The 15,422-nt window shown below is 67.0% G+C and carries 16 protein-coding genes; 5 read left to right on the top strand and 11 right to left on the bottom strand.

Translation table 11 applies throughout. The features are described 5' to 3' along the window. The first annotated feature begins 33 nt into the window (after window positions 1-33). Entirely contained in the window at window positions 34-1,341 is a 1,308-nt protein-coding gene (locus ACWPN7_RS32315) for an MFS transporter (RefSeq protein WP_456530509.1), read from the top strand. Between the two features lie 138 nt (window positions 1,342-1,479). Here ACWPN7_RS32315 and ACWPN7_RS32320 read toward each other — a convergent pair whose 3' ends face one another. Continuing rightward, complete coding sequence (locus ACWPN7_RS32320) at window positions 1,480-1,659, bottom strand: hypothetical protein (protein ID WP_456530508.1); 180 nt, start codon at window positions 1,657-1,659, stop codon at window positions 1,480-1,482. A 206-nt stretch (window positions 1,660-1,865) separates the two neighbouring features. Between ACWPN7_RS32320 and ACWPN7_RS32325 the strand changes: the two genes are divergently transcribed. Beyond that, on the top strand, window positions 1,866-2,039 hold the full coding sequence (locus tag ACWPN7_RS32325) for a hypothetical protein (RefSeq protein WP_456530507.1): 174 nt from the start codon (window positions 1,866-1,868) through the stop codon (window positions 2,037-2,039). A 229-nt stretch (window positions 2,040-2,268) separates the two neighbouring features. On the opposite strand, the gene ACWPN7_RS32330 is transcribed toward ACWPN7_RS32325, so the two are convergent. From ACWPN7_RS32330 to ACWPN7_RS32365, 8 genes are all read right to left on the bottom strand, one after another. Then, the gene (locus ACWPN7_RS32330) at window positions 2,269-2,718 is read right to left on the bottom strand and encodes an ImmA/IrrE family metallo-endopeptidase (protein WP_456530506.1); all 450 of its coding nucleotides are present in this window, start codon (window positions 2,716-2,718) and stop codon (window positions 2,269-2,271) included. Between the two features lie 28 nt (window positions 2,719-2,746). After that, window positions 2,747-3,148, bottom strand: coding sequence for a hypothetical protein (locus ACWPN7_RS32335; protein WP_456530505.1), 402 nt, complete (start codon window positions 3,146-3,148; stop codon window positions 2,747-2,749). Window positions 3,149-3,351: 203 nt separating this feature from the next. After that, window positions 3,352-4,275, bottom strand: a complete 924-nt coding sequence (locus ACWPN7_RS32340) for an NAD(P)H-hydrate dehydratase (protein WP_492273723.1) — start codon at window positions 4,273-4,275, stop codon at window positions 3,352-3,354. 10 nt (window positions 4,276-4,285) lie between these two features. Next, on the bottom strand, window positions 4,286-5,050 hold the full coding sequence (locus ACWPN7_RS32345) for a histidine phosphatase family protein (RefSeq protein ID WP_459197510.1): 765 nt from the start codon (window positions 5,048-5,050) through the stop codon (window positions 4,286-4,288). Between the two features lie 94 nt (window positions 5,051-5,144). Continuing rightward, window positions 5,145-5,534 carry a hypothetical protein gene (locus tag ACWPN7_RS32350; RefSeq protein ID WP_014241905.1) on the bottom strand — a complete coding sequence of 130 codons (390 nt, stop codon included), beginning with the start codon at window positions 5,532-5,534 and terminating at the stop codon, window positions 5,145-5,147. Window positions 5,535-5,618: 84 nt separating this feature from the next. Then, entirely contained in the window at window positions 5,619-6,881 is a 1,263-nt protein-coding gene (locus ACWPN7_RS32355) for a diguanylate cyclase domain-containing protein (RefSeq protein ID WP_492273724.1), read from the bottom strand. A gap of 596 nt (window positions 6,882-7,477) precedes the next feature. Continuing rightward, window positions 7,478-9,466: a BCCT family transporter gene (locus ACWPN7_RS32360; RefSeq protein ID WP_459197508.1), complete on the bottom strand. Its 1,989-nt coding sequence runs from the start codon at window positions 9,464-9,466 to the stop codon at window positions 7,478-7,480. Window positions 9,467-9,597: 131 nt separating this feature from the next. Further along, window positions 9,598-9,837 (bottom strand): hypothetical protein, encoded by a 240-nt coding sequence (locus ACWPN7_RS32365; RefSeq protein WP_040136107.1) that lies wholly within the window; start codon window positions 9,835-9,837, stop codon window positions 9,598-9,600. A gap of 107 nt (window positions 9,838-9,944) precedes the next feature. On the opposite strand from ACWPN7_RS32365, the gene ACWPN7_RS32370 reads away from it, so the two are divergent. Further along, complete coding sequence (locus tag ACWPN7_RS32370; protein WP_103040479.1) at window positions 9,945-11,582, top strand: lysylphosphatidylglycerol synthase domain-containing protein; 1,638 nt, start codon at window positions 9,945-9,947, stop codon at window positions 11,580-11,582. On the opposite strand, the gene ACWPN7_RS32375 is transcribed toward ACWPN7_RS32370, so the two are convergent. Continuing rightward, entirely contained in the window at window positions 11,557-13,011 is a 1,455-nt protein-coding gene (locus ACWPN7_RS32375; protein WP_040136105.1) for a TrkH family potassium uptake protein, read from the bottom strand. The two genes, ACWPN7_RS32370 and ACWPN7_RS32375, sit on opposite strands and share 26 nt — an antisense overlap. Window positions 13,012-13,343: 332 nt before the next feature. On the opposite strand from ACWPN7_RS32375, the gene ACWPN7_RS32380 reads away from it, so the two are divergent. After that, on the top strand, window positions 13,344-13,715 hold the full coding sequence (locus tag ACWPN7_RS32380; RefSeq protein WP_103040478.1) for an Rrf2 family transcriptional regulator: 372 nt from the start codon (window positions 13,344-13,346) through the stop codon (window positions 13,713-13,715). A 162-nt stretch (window positions 13,716-13,877) separates the two neighbouring features. After that, entirely contained in the window at window positions 13,878-14,597 is a 720-nt protein-coding gene (locus tag ACWPN7_RS32385) for a hypothetical protein (protein WP_459197507.1), read from the top strand. A gap of 84 nt (window positions 14,598-14,681) precedes the next feature. Here the strand turns inward: ACWPN7_RS32385 and ACWPN7_RS32390 are convergent, their stop codons facing one another. Beyond that, entirely contained in the window at window positions 14,682-15,407 is a 726-nt protein-coding gene (locus tag ACWPN7_RS32390; RefSeq protein WP_040136102.1) for a SapC family protein, read from the bottom strand. Window positions 15,408-15,422: the final 15 nt, after the last annotated feature.

The following is a 15,422-nucleotide window of genomic DNA, read 5'->3' on the forward strand; positions in this document are numbered from 1 at the left end:
CCTCTGACGCAATTGCCAGACGGTGGGGGGACCATGGGATCATCGACCACGGCGACCGAACGGGACGCAAGACTGGTCAATGCCCGCGACCACAGGGTGAATCCCGGTGAAATCGCGATTGGCGTCATCATCGGACGGACGTCCGAATTCTTCGATTTTTTCGTTTATGCCATCGCTTCGGTGATCGTCTTCCCGAAGCTGGTCTTTCCCTATCTTGACCCGCTGACAGGAACGCTGTGGTCCTTCGCGATTTTCGCGCTGGCCTTCGTCGCCCGCCCGGTGGGCAGCATGCTGTTCATGGCCATCGACCGTGCCCACGGGCGTGGCGCCAAGCTCACCCTCTCCCTGTTCCTGCTGGGCACCTCGACGGTCGCCATCGCCTTCCTGCCGAGTTACGAGCAGATCGGCGCGGCGGCGATCTGGCTGCTGGCGGCGGCCCGCATCGGCCAGGGGCTGGCGCTGGGCGGCGCCTGGGACGGCCTCGCCTCGCTGCTGGCGCTGAACGCGCCGGAGAACCGCCGCGGCTGGTATGCGATGATTCCGCAGCTCGGCGCCCCCATCGGGCTGATCGTGGCGAGCGCTCTCTTCGCCTATTTCGCCGGCAACCTGTCGGCCGAGGATTTCTTCAGCTGGGGCTGGCGCTATCCGTTCTTTGTGGCCTTCGCCATCAACGTCGTGGCGCTGTTCGCGCGGCTGCGCATCGTGGTGACGCCGGAATACACCCACCTGTTCGAAAGCCGTGAGCTTCAGCCGGTCCCGGTGACCGAAATGCTGCGCAACGAGGGCATGCGCGTCGTGCTGGGTGCCTTCGCCCCGCTGGCCAGCTTCGCGCTGTTCCACATGGTCACCGTCTTCCCGCTGTCCTGGATCTTCCTCTACACCCAGGACACGCCGGCGGACTTCCTGCTCATCGAGGTGGTCGGGGCCTTTTTCGGCCTGGGGGCCATCATCGCCTCCGGCTGGATCGCCGACCGCATCGGCCGCCGCACCCTGCTGGGAAGCTGCGCCGCCGCCATCGCCGTGTTCAGCGGCGTGGCGCCCCTACTGCTGAACGGCGGGCCGCTGGGCGAGCTGGTCTTCATGATCGTCGGCTTCGTCATCTTGGGCCTGTCCTTCGGCCAGTCGTCGGGCGTGGTCACGTCGGGCTTTACCCAGCGCTACCGCTACACCGGTGCGGCGATCACGTCGGACCTCGCCTGGCTGTTCGGGGCGGGCTTCGCGCCGCTGGTGGCGCTGGTGCTGTCCGCCCACTACGGCCTGTTCTCGGCCGGCGCCTACCTGCTGTCGGGCGCGGTCTGCACGTTGCTGGCCCTGTGGCTCAACAAGACGCTGGCCAAGTGACCTGAGCGAGCGTCGGGAACCGGACCGGCCTCATCCTTGCGGGATGCGGCCGGTCCGGTTCCATCTTTTCATGCAGAAGGCGCAGGACGACGACAGCCGGCGCTTCGCAGCGCTCATGATGCGGCAGCAAATTGTCGGTCAATCGTCAATGTCGTTCAGGATGTCGGCAATGGGGCGGTCGTCCAGGCGGCCGTTTTTGCAGTCGTCGACGCCCATCAGGATGGCGCGCCGAAGCTTTCCCAGCTCTTCACGTTCGAACGCCTTTTCCCGATGAAGCCGACGAAGCGCCTCGGGCGGGCCGCTGTTCATGCTTGGCATGGACCACGTCTTTCTTCCGAAGGACATCTCGGGACGATTGGCAATCTTTGTCAAGACGCCAGGAACTTTCCGAAATTGCCCACTCGAACGCGCTTCTCTACCCGGCGGCGGTACGCCGGAATCCCGCGCAGCGGCTACCCCCGACTTTAATCGTCGTTAAGAGATCGGCGTGCATCCTGCCCTTACACACAGATCGGCAGGTCATCATGTCCCAGTACAATCCCGCTGTCGGCACCACCGAAACCGTTTCCTTCCCGCTCCCCCTCGCCGCTCCGGCCCCGGCCAAGAAGCTGCGCGGCCTGCCGCTGGTCGCCCTGTGGGGCGGGCTGATCGCCGCTCCCTGGGTCGTCCTCTACCAGGCCGCCAAGCTGGTGTTCTGAGCACCTGACGCGGACAGGCAAGATGGACATCGGCGAGGTGTGACCGCATCGATGCCGCAGACTTTCCAATTGACACTGTGCCGCGGCTCAACGCTCCGAAGGTGGAGCCGGAAGTCATCCCATCCCGCACAAGGTCATCAAAGCGCCGATCCTGATGGAGAGGGTCGAAGCTAGAACGTCGTGGCGTGGCGGATGGGCGGCGCCGCACCGGGTGCGGAGCGCCGCTTCGCTACGACCAATCCTGGTCGTAGGGTATGCCAAGCCGAATGGCCAGGGCCTGCCGAGATACCATCAGCTCTTTTGCCAAGTCAGCCAGATCGTTGACGCCGGCAGTCGTGAGCCTGTTTATCAAGGTCCACGGCATGAGTATTTCGGCAGCCAATTCGTTCGCCTCGCGCTCCAACGGCCCGGGCAGAAAACGATAAAACTGGTCGTCTCTTATTTCGCCGTCTTGTCGCCCACAGTGGAGCACAAAGTGAGCGAGCTCATGCGCGATCGTAAACCGCTGCCGGTTTGGCGGATGATCTTTATTAACAAGAATGACATAACCAGACGAGCCGCCCATCGGATCGCGACGGATCAATCCGGACAGATTCGGCCCAAGTTCCGCGGTAAAAACGTTGATCCCGAACTCGCGCGCGATGCCCATCAGGTCCACAGGATGGCGCTGCTGGTACACGGAGATCACAGCATCAGCATAGGGACGGTCAACAGCCCCTCTCGGCGCCAGGGTAGGCGGGTATGTCGTTGCCGCTGCTGACATTCTCCTTCTCCCCCTCCGCTCGTTGCGCACTGTCGCTCTGAATTGACTGAACCGATTGCTCGGCTTGCACCTTCGCGATCAATTCGCGGAGTTGCCGCTCAAACGCCTCACCATTTAGATGATAGTCTATCTTAATGCCAGCAACCTCGCTAGCCTTTTTATCTGCAGCATCCTTAGTATTTTTCGATATTGTTTGATATCCCCAGATAGCCAAAACGGCTACCCCAACACCCAGTGAAGCTACTATCACAGCAATCGCTGTCAGGAGTATGGCAACAAAATCAGCATAACTCATTGAATGCTGTGATCCGTTGACGGAAATGAACAAAACGAAGGTCAAGTTCATTAAAAATAGCGTTAGCAGCGCAGCCCCAGCAAGAAATATACTTGGACGCACGTTCTGTCTCCGGAGAATCCCATCGAGGCCGCCTAAATATGGATGAAATGTTAACAATAAGTTACCATTGGTAGCATGGCCGCATGCTTCCGCCTACCTCCATGCATCGAAGCGGTGCAGGCCAATGCGGCACATCCTGTTGTTCAGGCATCCTACACCGACAGTTCGGCCATGATCTCCGGCACCTGGGCCAGCAGCTCGCGGGCCAGGAAGCCCAGCGGGCCGCGGCGGGCCAGACGGTTGCCGGCCTCGCCATGCAGATGGACACCCCAGATCGCCGCCTGGGCCGGGTCGGCGCCCCGCGCGGCCAGCCCGGCGATGACGCCCGCCAGCGTGTCGCCCGACCCCGAGGTGGCAAGCCCAACATTGCCGCCGTCATAGGCCCACATGTGCCCGTCCGGCGTGGCGATGTGGGTGCAGGCCCCTTTCAGCACGACGATCACTTTGTGAAGGTCCGCAACGCGGCGCGCGGCGGCGGGCGGGTCGGCCTCCACCTCCTCCCGGCTGACTCCGGACAGGCCGGCCATCTCACCGGCGTGCGGCGTGATGATCGTCCGGCCGCCGCGGCGGCACAGCGCTTCGTTGGCGTTGTCCAAGCCCATCAGCGCTTCGGCGTCGATGACCAGAACAGGGCCGCCCTCCCCGTCCAGCCCGGCGATCAGCGCGCCGGTCAGGTCGGCGACCGCAAGCTTGTCCATCATGCCGGGACCGATCAGCACCGCGGTGGAGCGGGCCGCCCGTTCGCACAACATGTCCACGCAGTCGGGGGCGATGCCGCCCTCCGCCGTCTCCTGCAGACCGAGCACCAGCGCCTCCGGCACGGCGAGCCCGAGATGCGGGGCCACGCTGCGGCAGGTCGCCATCTGAAGCTTGCCCGCCCCGGCGCGCAGCGCCGCCGTCCCAGCCAGCAGCACGGCGCCCGGCACCTCCACGCTGCCGCCGATGACCAGCACCCGGCCCCGTCCGTCCTTGTCGGCACTGTCACCGGGGTGCGGAAGCGGCATGGACCGCAGCAAGTCGCGGGTGACCGGGATCGAGTCGTTCATCGGAAAATCGTTCATCGGAAAATCGTTCATCGGATGGCGCTCATCGGACGGCCGTATTGGCGTCGGGTTCGGCGGTCAACGGCGCTCCGGCCACCTCCAGCGGGGCGACGAAGTTGTAACGGCGAAGCTGCATTCGCCCACTGTGCCCCTGGGCGGGATCGAAGGCGTATTCGGTGACCCCGCAATTCGCCACGTCGCCCTCGCGGTCGATGGCGAGGATCTGCTCCTCCGTCATGCCCTCCAGCAGGTAGCGCAGGCACAGCACGACGACCTGATGGCTGACCACCAGCACGCGCTGCCCACCATGGTGCAGGCTGATGGTGTCGAGCGCGCTGCGCAGCCGCAGGATCACGTCGCACCAGCTCTCGCCAGCCGGCGGGCGGAAGTAGAATTTGCCGAGGATGCGGCGGAACTCCGCCTGCTCGGGGTGCTCCTGCGCGATGCCCAGCGCGGTCAGCCGGTCGAGGATGCCGAACTCCTTCTCGCGCAGCCGTTCGTCCACCACGAATTCCGTGGGTTCGACCGGCAGGCCACCCCCGGCGTGGATGATCTCCGCCGTCCTCCGGGCCCGCCGATAGGGGGAGGTCAGCACCACGTCGGGCCGCTCGCCCGGCGGCAGCGCGGCGAACCAGCGCGCCAGCGCTTCGGACTGCTGCTCCCCCTGGCGGCTGAGCGGCACATCGACGTCACGCTCGGCGATGTCGATCCGCCCGACCCCGGCGGCGTAGGCGGCGTCGCGCGCGACGTTGCCGGCGCTTTCCCCGTGACGGACGATCCACAACCTTTGCGGCCAGCGCTGCTGCATGGTGAACGCCCCCTTCCCGCCTCAACCAAGGCTTTCAACGGGAAAAAGGCCGTTCCGTCACGCAGCGGCGCGTCTTTGTGCGATCAGGCCACGATCAGGCCGTCCGGCGCTCGAAGATGCGTTCGGCGGTGGACTTGCCGGGGCGCCAGGGCACGATGCTGATGGGGGCCGTCGGGTCGAGGCTGCCGTTCGCCCGCAGACAGTCGATGGCGGCCAGCGGCTCGTCCCCATGGGGCAGGCCGGGCTGTTCGAGCAGATACCGGCGGTGGTTGTCGGTCACCGCCCAACCCGGCGGACGACCCAGCGGGCTGGTGGCGACCACGCCGATGGGTTCGGAAACGAGCCACGCCTCGTCCGTGACGCTCCAGCCGACGAGGCGGCGTTCGCCGGGACCTGTCCCGGCACTGCCCATACCGACACCGATGTCGAGCCAGGCCCACTGGCGCAGGCGGGTGGTGCGGTCACCATCGACGCATACGAACATGATCCCATCCTCTCCCGTCAAGAACCGGTCAGGTGGGTATTGTTCTTCTTTTGTTCTGACTTCGCAAGCGGATTCCGCACCCGGTCAGTCCGGATTCCTGCGGGGAATGTCCTTGTAAAAGATGTGGGTGCCGCGGCCCGCCTGCTTGGCCCGGTACATCGCGCCGTCCGCGGCCACCAGCAGACTGCGGGCGTCCGACCCGTCGGCGGGGGACAGGGCGATGCCGACGCTGGCGCCGATCACGGCGGTGTCTGCCTGGAGCGGGCCCTGCACCGGAATGGGCAGCGCCACCGCCTCCACGATTTTCGCCGCCACGCCCCCGGCGTCCGCGGCGGAGGTCACATCCTCCAGCACGATGGTGAACTCGTCGCCACCGACGCGGGCCACCGTGTCGCTGCGGCGCAGGCAGCCGGCAATTCGCGCGGCGGCGATGCGCAGCACCTCGTCCCCGCAATCGTGTCCCATGCGGTCGTTGACCGCCTTGAAGCCGTCCAGGTCGATGAACAGCAGGGCCAAGGATCGTCCGGAGCGCCGCGACCGGGCCAGCGCCACGTCCAGCCGGTCGAAGAGAAGCCGGCGGTTGGGCAGGCCGGTCAGGGCGTCGTGGTTGGCGAGGTGGTCCTTCTCCGCCTCGCTCCGCCGCAGATCCTCCTCGGCGGCCTTGCGGAGCGTGATGTCGCGCCCGACGCCGACCAGCCCGAGAAGCTCGTTGCCGGCGTCGCGGATCGGCGCCTTCAGGATTTCGACCCAGATCCGCCCGCCGTCGGGCAGCGGGATGCTCTCCTCGTTGCGCCGCGGCTGGTCCTCGGCATAGACCGAGGCGTCGCCCGCGCGGATGCCGTCGGCCATGTCCGAAGGCCATATCTCTTGGCTGTCCAGCCCGATCAGCTGCTCCAGGGGGCGCCCGGTCCAGGAGGCGAAGGCGCGGTTGGCCTTGCGCAGCACGCCGTCCCGGTCCTTGAAGAAGACGGCGTCGGGGATGGTGTCGATGATCCCCTGCAACAGGGCGTGCTGCCGCAGAAGCTGCTTCTCCGTCTGGCGCCGCTCGGTGATGTCGCGGGCGATGCCGACGACGCCCAGCATCTTGCCGCTGCGGTCGAGGCAGACGGCCTTCGCGGTCTCCATCAGCACGCGGCGGCCGTCGGGATGGACGAACCATTCCTCGCTGCGCGAGAAGCCCTTCTGCATGGCGATCTGGTCAGTCCGCCGCCGCCGCACCGCAGTCTCCGCGTCGAACAGCCGGTGGTCGGTCAGCCCCAGCGGCGGCCGCCCCGCATAGTCGAGCATCGCCCGATTGACCTTGAGGTAGGTGCCGTTCACGTCCTTGAAGAAGACGATGTCCGGCATCGAGTTCGATCAGGCTTTGCAGCATGGCGCGCTCGCGGTCGAGCGCCTCGGTGTCGGTGCCGCCATGGTCCGGATCGGCCAAGGGAGCGGCGAGCTGCGCCTCGTGCAGGATGCCCAGGCTCCCGTCCGGCAGCGCCATGCCGCTGCGCCGCACCCAGGCGCTCACCGGACGCCCCTTGGGGTAGAAGGTCCAGCGCCCCGCCACCGATTCCCCTTCGGCCCGGGGCGCCCCCTCCGGCTGGCTGCCAAACTCGCGGCCCTGGAAGTCGGCGAGCGACGCGGCGTTCCACAGCTCCAGGGCGGCGCGGTTGCCCCAGACCATCCGCCCGCGGCCGCTGTCATGCAGCCAGACCGGCGCCCACAGCGCGTCGAGCAGGGGAAGGTCGGCAACGGTCATTGGGGCGGTCATTGGGGCTGTCACCGGGCGGTCCGCCGACGCGCACGCCTCCCCGCCGGGAACGCCGACCCCGGACTGGTTCTGATCCGCCTGATGACCCATGGTGGTCGCCGCCGCCTCGGCACGAAGAAAGCACCGGACGGCTTTCTAGCATAATTCGAGGCAATCTTCTCCTGCTACCGCGAGAGGCCGCGCGCTTTCACCAGCCCCGCCATTTTCCATACTCCTGCACGAAGTCGCGGACGATTGCTTCCCGCCCGGCGAGCGCCGGCAACAATTGTTTGTGCAGGCCGCCACGCAGGATCACCTCGACGCGCATCTGCCACCGTTCGTCAGCCTCCTTCAGATCGGTAAAGACGAAGGTCAGCGGGTGGTAGGCCCGCGCGCGGATGTCGTAGCTGAACTCCTCCTCCCCGTCGCGCAGGACGGCCAGCCCGGCGTTGAAGGGGCCGACCTCGATGACCGCCCGGCGGCCCAGCCGTTCCAACTCCGTCGCGATGTCGCGGAAGGCCGGCTCGACCGTGTCGGCGATGAAGCGGGCGACCTCGCGCCGCGCCACGGCGGCACCGGGCGGAGCCGCCGCCGCGATGGCCCCCTTGCGCCCGATCACGGCGGCCAGTTGCTGGCGCCAGTCGCCGTCGCCCACCGGCTGCACCGGGGCGCCGCCCTCCGACGCGGTGGGCACCCGCGCCACCCGCCGGCCCGGCCCGGCCCGGCGCTCCGCCCGCAGGCTGGTCACCAGCCCGACGCACATCAGCACCATGACCACCGCGAAGGGCAGCGCCGTCGTCACCGCCGCCGTCTGAAGCGCCTGCAACCCGCCGACCAGAAGCAGCACCGCCGCCACCACGCCCGACAGCACCGCCCAGAAGATGCGCGTGGCGATGGGCGGGTCCTGGTTGCCGCCGGACCCGATGATGTCGATCACCAAGGCGCCGGAGTCGGCGGAGGTGACGAAGAAGGTGACGACGATCAGCGTCGCCAGGGCCGAGGTGATCACGCTGAGCGGCAGGCGGTCCAGCATGACGAACAGGGCCGTCGGCACGTTCTCCTGCACCGCCGCCGCCATGCCGCCGCCTTCGAACATCTCCATATGGATCGCCGTCTCGCCGAACACGGTGAACCAGACGAAGGTCAGCGCCACCGGAGCGAACAGCACGCCGCCAATGAATTCACGGATGGTGCGGCCACGCGACACCCGCGCGATGAACATCCCGACGAAGGGCGCCCAGGAAATCCACCAGCCCCAGTAGAACATCGTCCAGCTCGCCTGCCACTCCGCCCCGGTGTAGGGCAGCGTGCGGAAGCTGGTGTAGGGCAAGGTCCACAGGTAACGCCCGATGCTTTCCACCAGCGTGGACAGCAGGAACACCGACGGGCCGAGCAGGAAGACGAACAGCAGGAGCAGCAACCCCGCCAGCATGTTCAGCTCGCTGAGCCGGCGGATGCCCCGCCCGACCCCACTGACCGCCGAGGCGGTGGCGATCGCCGTGATGACGGCGATCAGCACCATCTGCTGCATCGTCCCGATGCTGACCAGCCCGAGGTAATCGAGCCCGGCGTTGATCTGCATGACCCCCAGCCCAAGCGAGGTGGCGATGCCGAACAGCGTGCCGACGATCGCCACGATGTCCACCAGATGGCCGGGCCAGCCGCTCAGCCGGTCGCCCAACAGCGGGTAGAGCGCCGACCGGATGGTCAGGGGCAGGTCGTGCCGGTAGGCAAAATAGCCCAGCGACAGGCCGACCGTGATGTAGATGCCCCAGGCGTGCAGCCCCCAATGCAGGAAGGCCAGATTCATCGCCTCCCGCGCCGCATCGGGGGTTCCCGCCTCGCCGACGCGCGGGTTGGCGAAATGCAGCACCGGCTCCGCCACGCCGTAGAACAGCAGGCCGATCCCCATGCCGGCGCTGAACAGCATGGCGAACCACGTCAGGTAGCTGAATTCCGGCTCGTCATCGTCCTTGCCGAGCTTGATCGACCCGTAGGGACTGAAAAACAACCAAAGAGCGAATAAGAGGAATCCCGCCACGGACAGTATGTAGAACCAGCCGAAGTTGCCGACGATGGCCGACTGAAGAGCGGAAATGCGCGCCCCGAATGGTTCGGTGAAGACGCTGGCGAGAAGGACGAACAGGAGAATCAGCCCTGCTGCGGTGAAGGAGACGGTTTTGTTGATCCCGTGCATGGTTTTTCTCCGGGTCCGGGCAGCGCACCCGAATCCGAGGCGCGGCGTCTTGGCCCCCACAACGGATCAACCCGGCCGGAGTTTCCAAAAAATGCCGCGCTCATGCTTCCGACGCTCGGCGGCCGCACCGGCTATTCCGGGCGGGCGCCGCCTTTGCGTTCCGACCGCAGGCGCCGCCGCAGGACCAGCGCGTACCAAGCCAGCAGGACCGTGGTGAACAGCGACAAGGTGAAGGACACACCATCCGGCCGCAGGTCGTAGCCCGTGGCGCCGCCGAACAGCGTCACCGAGCTGTCCCAGAGATAGGCGAGCAGCAGGATCAGCGTGTTGGTCCCCGACAGGCCGGTGGCGAGATAAAGCACAAGATGCATCCGTTGCCTCCCGAAGAGCCCTGACCGGCCATGCGCTTTTTCGTTGCGCGGTGTTGTTCTTGTCCGAAGCCCCGTCATCCTAGGCGCCTGGAGCGATCCTGTCAGCCATGGCCCACACCGAAAGCCCCCCGACCTGGACCCAGCGGCTCCTGCGCTACGGCACGGGGGTGCTCATCCTGGCCCTGCTGGCCGGGGCGCTGGTCATCCTGAACCGCTGGCTGGAGCAGTACAGCGTCGCCGACATCCGGCAGGCGCTGAACCGCATCACGGGCGTGCAGCTTCTCGCCGCCTCAGCGGCGGCGGCGGTCAGCTACTGGCTGCTGACGCTCTACGACCTGCTGGCCCTGCGCCACCTGCGGCGGCCCCTTCCCTACCGCTGGGTGGCCTTCACCGCCTTCACCAGCTACGCCTTCAGCCACAGCCTGGGCTTCGCCAGCATCATCGGGGCGACCGTGCGCTACCGCCTCTACGCGCCGCATGGGCTGGGCGGGGTGGAGGTGGCGCAGGTGACGCTGTTCGTCGTCACCACCTTTATGCTCGGGCTGGCGACGGTGATGCCGGTGGTCATGCTGATCGATCCCACGGCGCTGAAGGCGCTGCACGTCCCGCCGGGAAGCGCCTTCCTGCTGGGGCTGGCGGCGCTGGCGATCCTGGTGGCCTACGCGGTGGGCGGCTTCTGGCTGCGCCGGCCGCTGCGGGTGTTCGGGCACGCCATCGCCTTCCCCCGCCCGTCCATCGCGGTTCGGCAGCTCCTGCTCGGGCTGTGCGACCTGTCGCTGGCCGCGCTGGTCCTCTATCTCTGCCTGCCGCCGAGCGACGCGGTGAGCTACGCCGACGTGCTGGTCGCCTTCGGGCTGGCGCTGGTCGCCGGCATCATCAGCCATGTGCCGGGGGGGCTGGGCGTGTTCGACGCCATCGTCCTGGTCAGCCTGACCCCGGCCATGCCCGGCAACGACGTTATGGCGGGGCTTCTGGTCTTCCGCCTGATCTATTATCTGGCGCCGCTGGTGATCGCCGGGCTGATGTTCGGCGGGGTGGAGGCCTTTCAGGCCCGGCGCCGCATCGGCGGGCTGTCGCGGGGCATCTCCGCCGCCATCAGCCCGGCGGTGCCGCTGGTGCTGGCCGCCTGCATCTTCATCACCGGGGCCTTCCTGCTGTTCTCGCGCGCCACGCCGGAGGAGACGCTGCCCGCCCCCTTCGACGCTACGGCGCTGCCGCTGGTAGAGATGTCGCACTTCACCGGCAGCGTCGCCGGGGTGCTGCTGATCCTGCTGGCCCACGCGGTGCAGCGGCGGCTGCACGCCGCCTGGGTGCTGTCGCTGGTGCTGCTGGCCACCGGCTGCGCCTCCGCCCTGCTGAAGGGCGGCGACTGGCCGGAGGCCATCGTGCCGGGGCTGATCTTCCTGGCCCTGTTGCCGGCCCGCAAGGAGTTCCACCGCCGCGGCAACATCCTGCGCAACCCCCTGACGCCGAGCTGGTTCATCGCGACCGGCGTGGCGCTGGCCAGCGCCTTCTGGCTCGGCCTGTTCTCCTACAAGCACATCGCCTTCAGCGACGAGCTGTGGTGGCATTTCACCCTGCACGGCGACGCCTCCCGCTTCCTGCGGGCGTCGGTGGCGGTCGGGGTGATCGCGCTCGGCGCTGCGCTCGTCCATCTGGTGTCGGCAGCCAGCCGCGACCCGCAGGAACGGGAGCAGGAGGAGAAGCCCCCCGGCCCCCTCACCGCCGCCAGAAGGACGGACTGAGCACGACCAGGATGGTGAAGAACTCCAGCCGCCCCAGCAGCATGCCGGCGGCCAGCGCCCATTTGGCGCCATCCGGCATGGTGGCGTAGTTGCCGACCGGCCCGATGGTCGGGCCGAGGCCGGGGCCGACGTTGCTGACCGCCGTCGCCGCCCCCGACAGGGCGGACACCACGTCCACCCCGAGGAAGGCCAGGACGAAGGCCAGCACGAACACCGACATCAGGTAGACGAAGCCGAAGCTCATCACCGAGATCATCACGTCGGCGCTGACCGGCTTGCCGTTGTAGTTGAGCGGGATCACCAGATTGGGGCTGTAGAGGCGGCGCTGGAGCGCTCGCAGCACGATGAACAGGATCTCGAACCGGAAGATCTTCAGCCCGCCCGAGGTCGATCCGGTGCAGCCGCCGACGAAGGTCAGGATGAAGAAGACCACCGACGCCAACGGCCCCCACCGCTCATAGTCGATGGAGGCGTAGCCGGTGGTGGTGACCACCGAGACGACGCTGAAGGTGGTCACGCGGATGGCGTCGTCCCACGGCACGCCCCGCGTCAGCGTCAGCCAGACCGACATTCCGAAGGACACCGCCGCGAGGAAACCGAGATACCAGCGGATCTGCGTGTCCGCCCAGAAGCTGGCCGCCCGCCCCTGGGCAAGGCTGATGAAGCGGACGAAGGGCATGCCGCCCAGCACCATGAAGATCACCAGCACCCACTCGATGGCCGGGCTGTTCCAGCTGGCGATGGACGCGTCGCGGGTGGAGAAGCCGCCGGTGGACACCGCGGTCATCGCGTGGTTGACGGCGTCGAACCAGGACATCCCGGCATAGGCGAGCATCACCGTGCAGACCGCGGTCAGGCACAGGTAGATCCAGCCCACCGCGATGGCGAGGTCGCTGGCCCGCGGGGTCACCTTGTCCGACCGGTCGGAGGATTCCGAGCGGAAGAGCTGCATGCCGCCGACCTGGAGGAAGGGCAGGATGGCGATGGCCATGCCGATGATGCCGATGCCGCCCAGCCATTGCAGCAGCGACCGCCACAGCAGCAGCCCCGGCGCCAGCCCGTCCAGCCCGGAGATCACCGTGGCCCCGGTGGCGGTCAGCGACGACATCGCCTCGAAATAGGCGTCGGCCGCCGACAGGTCGATCTGCGACACCATGAAAGGCACGGCGGCGAAGGCGCAGATGACCACCCAGGACAGGGCGGTCAGCAGGAAGGCCTGCCGGAGGTTCAGCGCGATCCGGTCCATGCGGTTGGCCAGCATGAACTGGACGCCGAAGAACAGGGTCAGGGCGAAGGCGATGGCGAAGACCATCCAGTCGGGGTTGCCGGCAGCCAGATCGACGGACATCGGAAGCAGCATCGCAACGGCCAGGACGCTGAGAAGCGCGCCGATGATGAAGAAGACGGGGCGGGTGTCGAAACCAGTCATGCACGGGCCATAGCCGATCGGAATTGCGGCCTAAGTTGTCACGATTGCGACGCTTCGGCATGCCCGAAGCACGCCGCAGGGCGATTTTCCCAATGAATTACCCCATATGGCCTGTTTGGGCCAGGGAAGGACCGCCGACCAGCCCAGTGAGTGCCCTTCTACCCCGAAAGATGTCTGGAATCGGGCCGGATGCGCCCCCGCAAAGAGGGGCGTGGGGCTGGACGGCGGCGGGCATCCTGTGCACACTCCGCCCCGACGTACGGCTCAAATCGTCGAGCCTTCCCGGATGACCGGGACCCGCGGGGAACTGGAACAGACAATGGACTGGCGGCGTGCTTTCGGACGATGCCCTGATCTTTCTTCAGCATTCGATCAAGACGGTGTGGACTCTGGAGATTCTGCTGATTTTACGGCGTGATCCGGGTCAGGCATGGAATTCGGACGAACTCATTCGCGAATCGCGCAGCAGCACGCTCATCCTCCAGGAAGTCTTGGCGAATCTTGAACAGGCTGGATTGATCGATACGGCCAGAGAGCATCGCATCCGCTACCGCAGCGCGACCCCGGCGCTGGAGCGCCTCGTGGCGGAAATCGCCGTCGCACAGGCGCGGCGCCCGGCGGCGGTCACGAAGGCGCTGCTCTCAGTGTCGTCGGACAAGGTACAGAACTTCGCCGGCGCCTTCCGCGTCGGAAAAAGGACATGACAATCCGGCCATAATTCACCCCCGGAACCGGGTTGGATTTTGCTAAACTGTCGTTCGAAGCAACCGCATTTGGCCGGTCGCCTCATCCGGATAAGGGGCGAACGGCTGTATTTGCCTTGATCCGCCGACCGAATGGCTTCGATGTCCTGTGGAGTTTCCATTATGCCGTTTCACCAACCGGCCCTGGGGCTGTCCCTTGCCGCCCTTGCCCTGGCCGGAGCCCTCTCAGGCGCGGCCCAGGCCGCAACCACCGATCGCAACCCCGCTCCCGTCGCCCAGACCGCCCCGGCCACAACGCCCAACGCCGCGCCCAACGCCGCACCCGAGGCGGCCCCAGCCGCCAAGGTTACGGGTTTCCGCTCCGCGCGCTTCGGCATGACCGGTGACGAGGTCACGAAGGCCATCACCAAGGACTTCAAGATCGAGGGCAAGGACGTCCGCCGCGAGATCAACGCGACGGAGCGGACTACCAGCCTGATCGTGAAGGTCGACGACCTGCAGACCGGTGCCGGCCCGGCGGTCGTCGCCTACATCCTCGGCCATTCGACGCAGAAGCTGTTCCAGGTGAACATCCTGTGGGGCGGCGCGGTGAATCCGAAGGTCGATCCCAACGCCCTGGTCGGTGCCGCCAACGCCCTGCGCAACTATTTCGTGGGACAGGGTTACCGGCAGGAGGGCATGCTGCTCAACGCGCCGGTCGGCGACGGATCGCAGGTGGTGGTCTTCCGCGGCACCGACAGCCAGGGGCGCATGAGCCTGCTGACCCTCGCGGTCCCGCCGAAGCCCTCCGATGACACCCCCGCCCTGCCGCCGTCGCTTCAGCTCTCCTACATCGAGAAGCCGAACGAGCCGGACGTCTTCAAGATCGAAAAGGGTTTCTGATCGCCGCCCCTCCGCCGGTCCAGAACGAAAAAGGGCGGCGCCGTCGTGGCGCCGCCCTTCCCGTTTCCGCCAAGCGGGACCGGATCAGCCCCGGAGGGCGAGGCGGTCGACCAGCCCCGACCAGCTGCTGACCGAGATCAGGTGGGCGTAGACAAGCCCCAGCCAGCCGCGGTCGCGCCACTCCACCAGCGTCTCGGCGGGAAGCCGGTTGAAGGCTGCCTCGTCGATCACGTTGAAGCCGGCGAGGCTCAGCCGTTCGCCGTTGTTCAGGGTGATGTCGGCGCGCTTCTCCGACATCAGGCCGGCGGCGACCACCGCCTCGACGAACTGGGTGGTGAACAGGTTCTGGGCCTGGACTTCCTTGACGAACTCCAGGGCGTTGTTGGTCAGGGCGGAAGGCTGCCCGTCCACGAAGAAGGGGTTGTCCCGGCCCGGAACGACGGAGTCCGCCGCCTCGTCGACGCACAGGGTGAGCTGAGCCCCGTCCTCGCTCTCCAGGAAGATGAACGGATAGCGGCGGACGTAGGCGGGAATGTAGGTCCCCTCCTCCCACGCGCCGTTCGCGTCGACGAACAGATTCTCCCCGCTGCGCAGGCCGAGCAGAGCCACCGGCTGAGCCGTCGGGCCTTCCGAGAACAGGATCGGGAACTGCTTGCAGGCCGCGGGGAACTCCGCCGCCATCAGCGGCACCGAGTTGGTGGTGGCCGCGAAGGCGAAGTTCGGCTCGGTCCGCAGCGACAGATCGGCGTCGCGGGCGGCCACCAGCGGGCGGGGGCTCTTGTAGAACAGGGGCAGGGTCGGTTCGGTCATCGTTCGCTATCCAAA

This window comes from Azospirillum sp. UENF 312511 (assembly GCF_058780635.1).

Bases quoted from the DNA above. Each gene is read 5' to 3' on its own strand.
- ACWPN7_RS32315 (WP_456530509.1), top strand. From the start codon at position 34: ATGGGATCATCGACCACGGCGACCGAACGGGACGCAAGACTGGTCAAT.
- ACWPN7_RS32320 (WP_456530508.1), bottom strand. From the start codon at position 1,659: ATGCCAAGCATGAACAGCGGCCCGCCCGAGGCGCTTCGTCGGCTTCAT.
- ACWPN7_RS32325 (WP_456530507.1), top strand. From the start codon at position 1,866: ATGTCCCAGTACAATCCCGCTGTCGGCACCACCGAAACCGTTTCCTTC.
- ACWPN7_RS32335 (WP_456530505.1), bottom strand. From the start codon at position 3,148: ATGAACTTGACCTTCGTTTTGTTCATTTCCGTCAACGGATCACAGCAT.
- ACWPN7_RS32340 (WP_492273723.1), bottom strand. From the start codon at position 4,275: ATGAACGATTTTCCGATGAACGATTTTCCGATGAACGACTCGATCCCG.
- ACWPN7_RS32345 (WP_459197510.1), bottom strand. From the start codon at position 5,050: ATGCAGCAGCGCTGGCCGCAAAGGTTGTGGATCGTCCGTCACGGGGAA.
- ACWPN7_RS32350 (WP_014241905.1), bottom strand. From the start codon at position 5,534: ATGTTCGTATGCGTCGATGGTGACCGCACCACCCGCCTGCGCCAGTGG.
- ACWPN7_RS32355 (WP_492273724.1), bottom strand. From the start codon at position 6,881: ATGCCGGACATCGTCTTCTTCAAGGACGTGAACGGCACCTACCTCAAG.
- ACWPN7_RS32360 (WP_459197508.1), bottom strand. From the start codon at position 9,466: ATGCACGGGATCAACAAAACCGTCTCCTTCACCGCAGCAGGGCTGATT.
- ACWPN7_RS32365 (WP_040136107.1), bottom strand. From the start codon at position 9,837: ATGCATCTTGTGCTTTATCTCGCCACCGGCCTGTCGGGGACCAACACG.
- ACWPN7_RS32370 (WP_103040479.1), top strand. From the start codon at position 9,945: ATGGCCCACACCGAAAGCCCCCCGACCTGGACCCAGCGGCTCCTGCGC.
- ACWPN7_RS32375 (WP_040136105.1), bottom strand. From the start codon at position 13,011: ATGACTGGTTTCGACACCCGCCCCGTCTTCTTCATCATCGGCGCGCTT.
- ACWPN7_RS32385 (WP_459197507.1), top strand. From the start codon at position 13,878: ATGCCGTTTCACCAACCGGCCCTGGGGCTGTCCCTTGCCGCCCTTGCC.
- ACWPN7_RS32390 (WP_040136102.1), bottom strand. From the start codon at position 15,407: ATGACCGAACCGACCCTGCCCCTGTTCTACAAGAGCCCCCGCCCGCTG.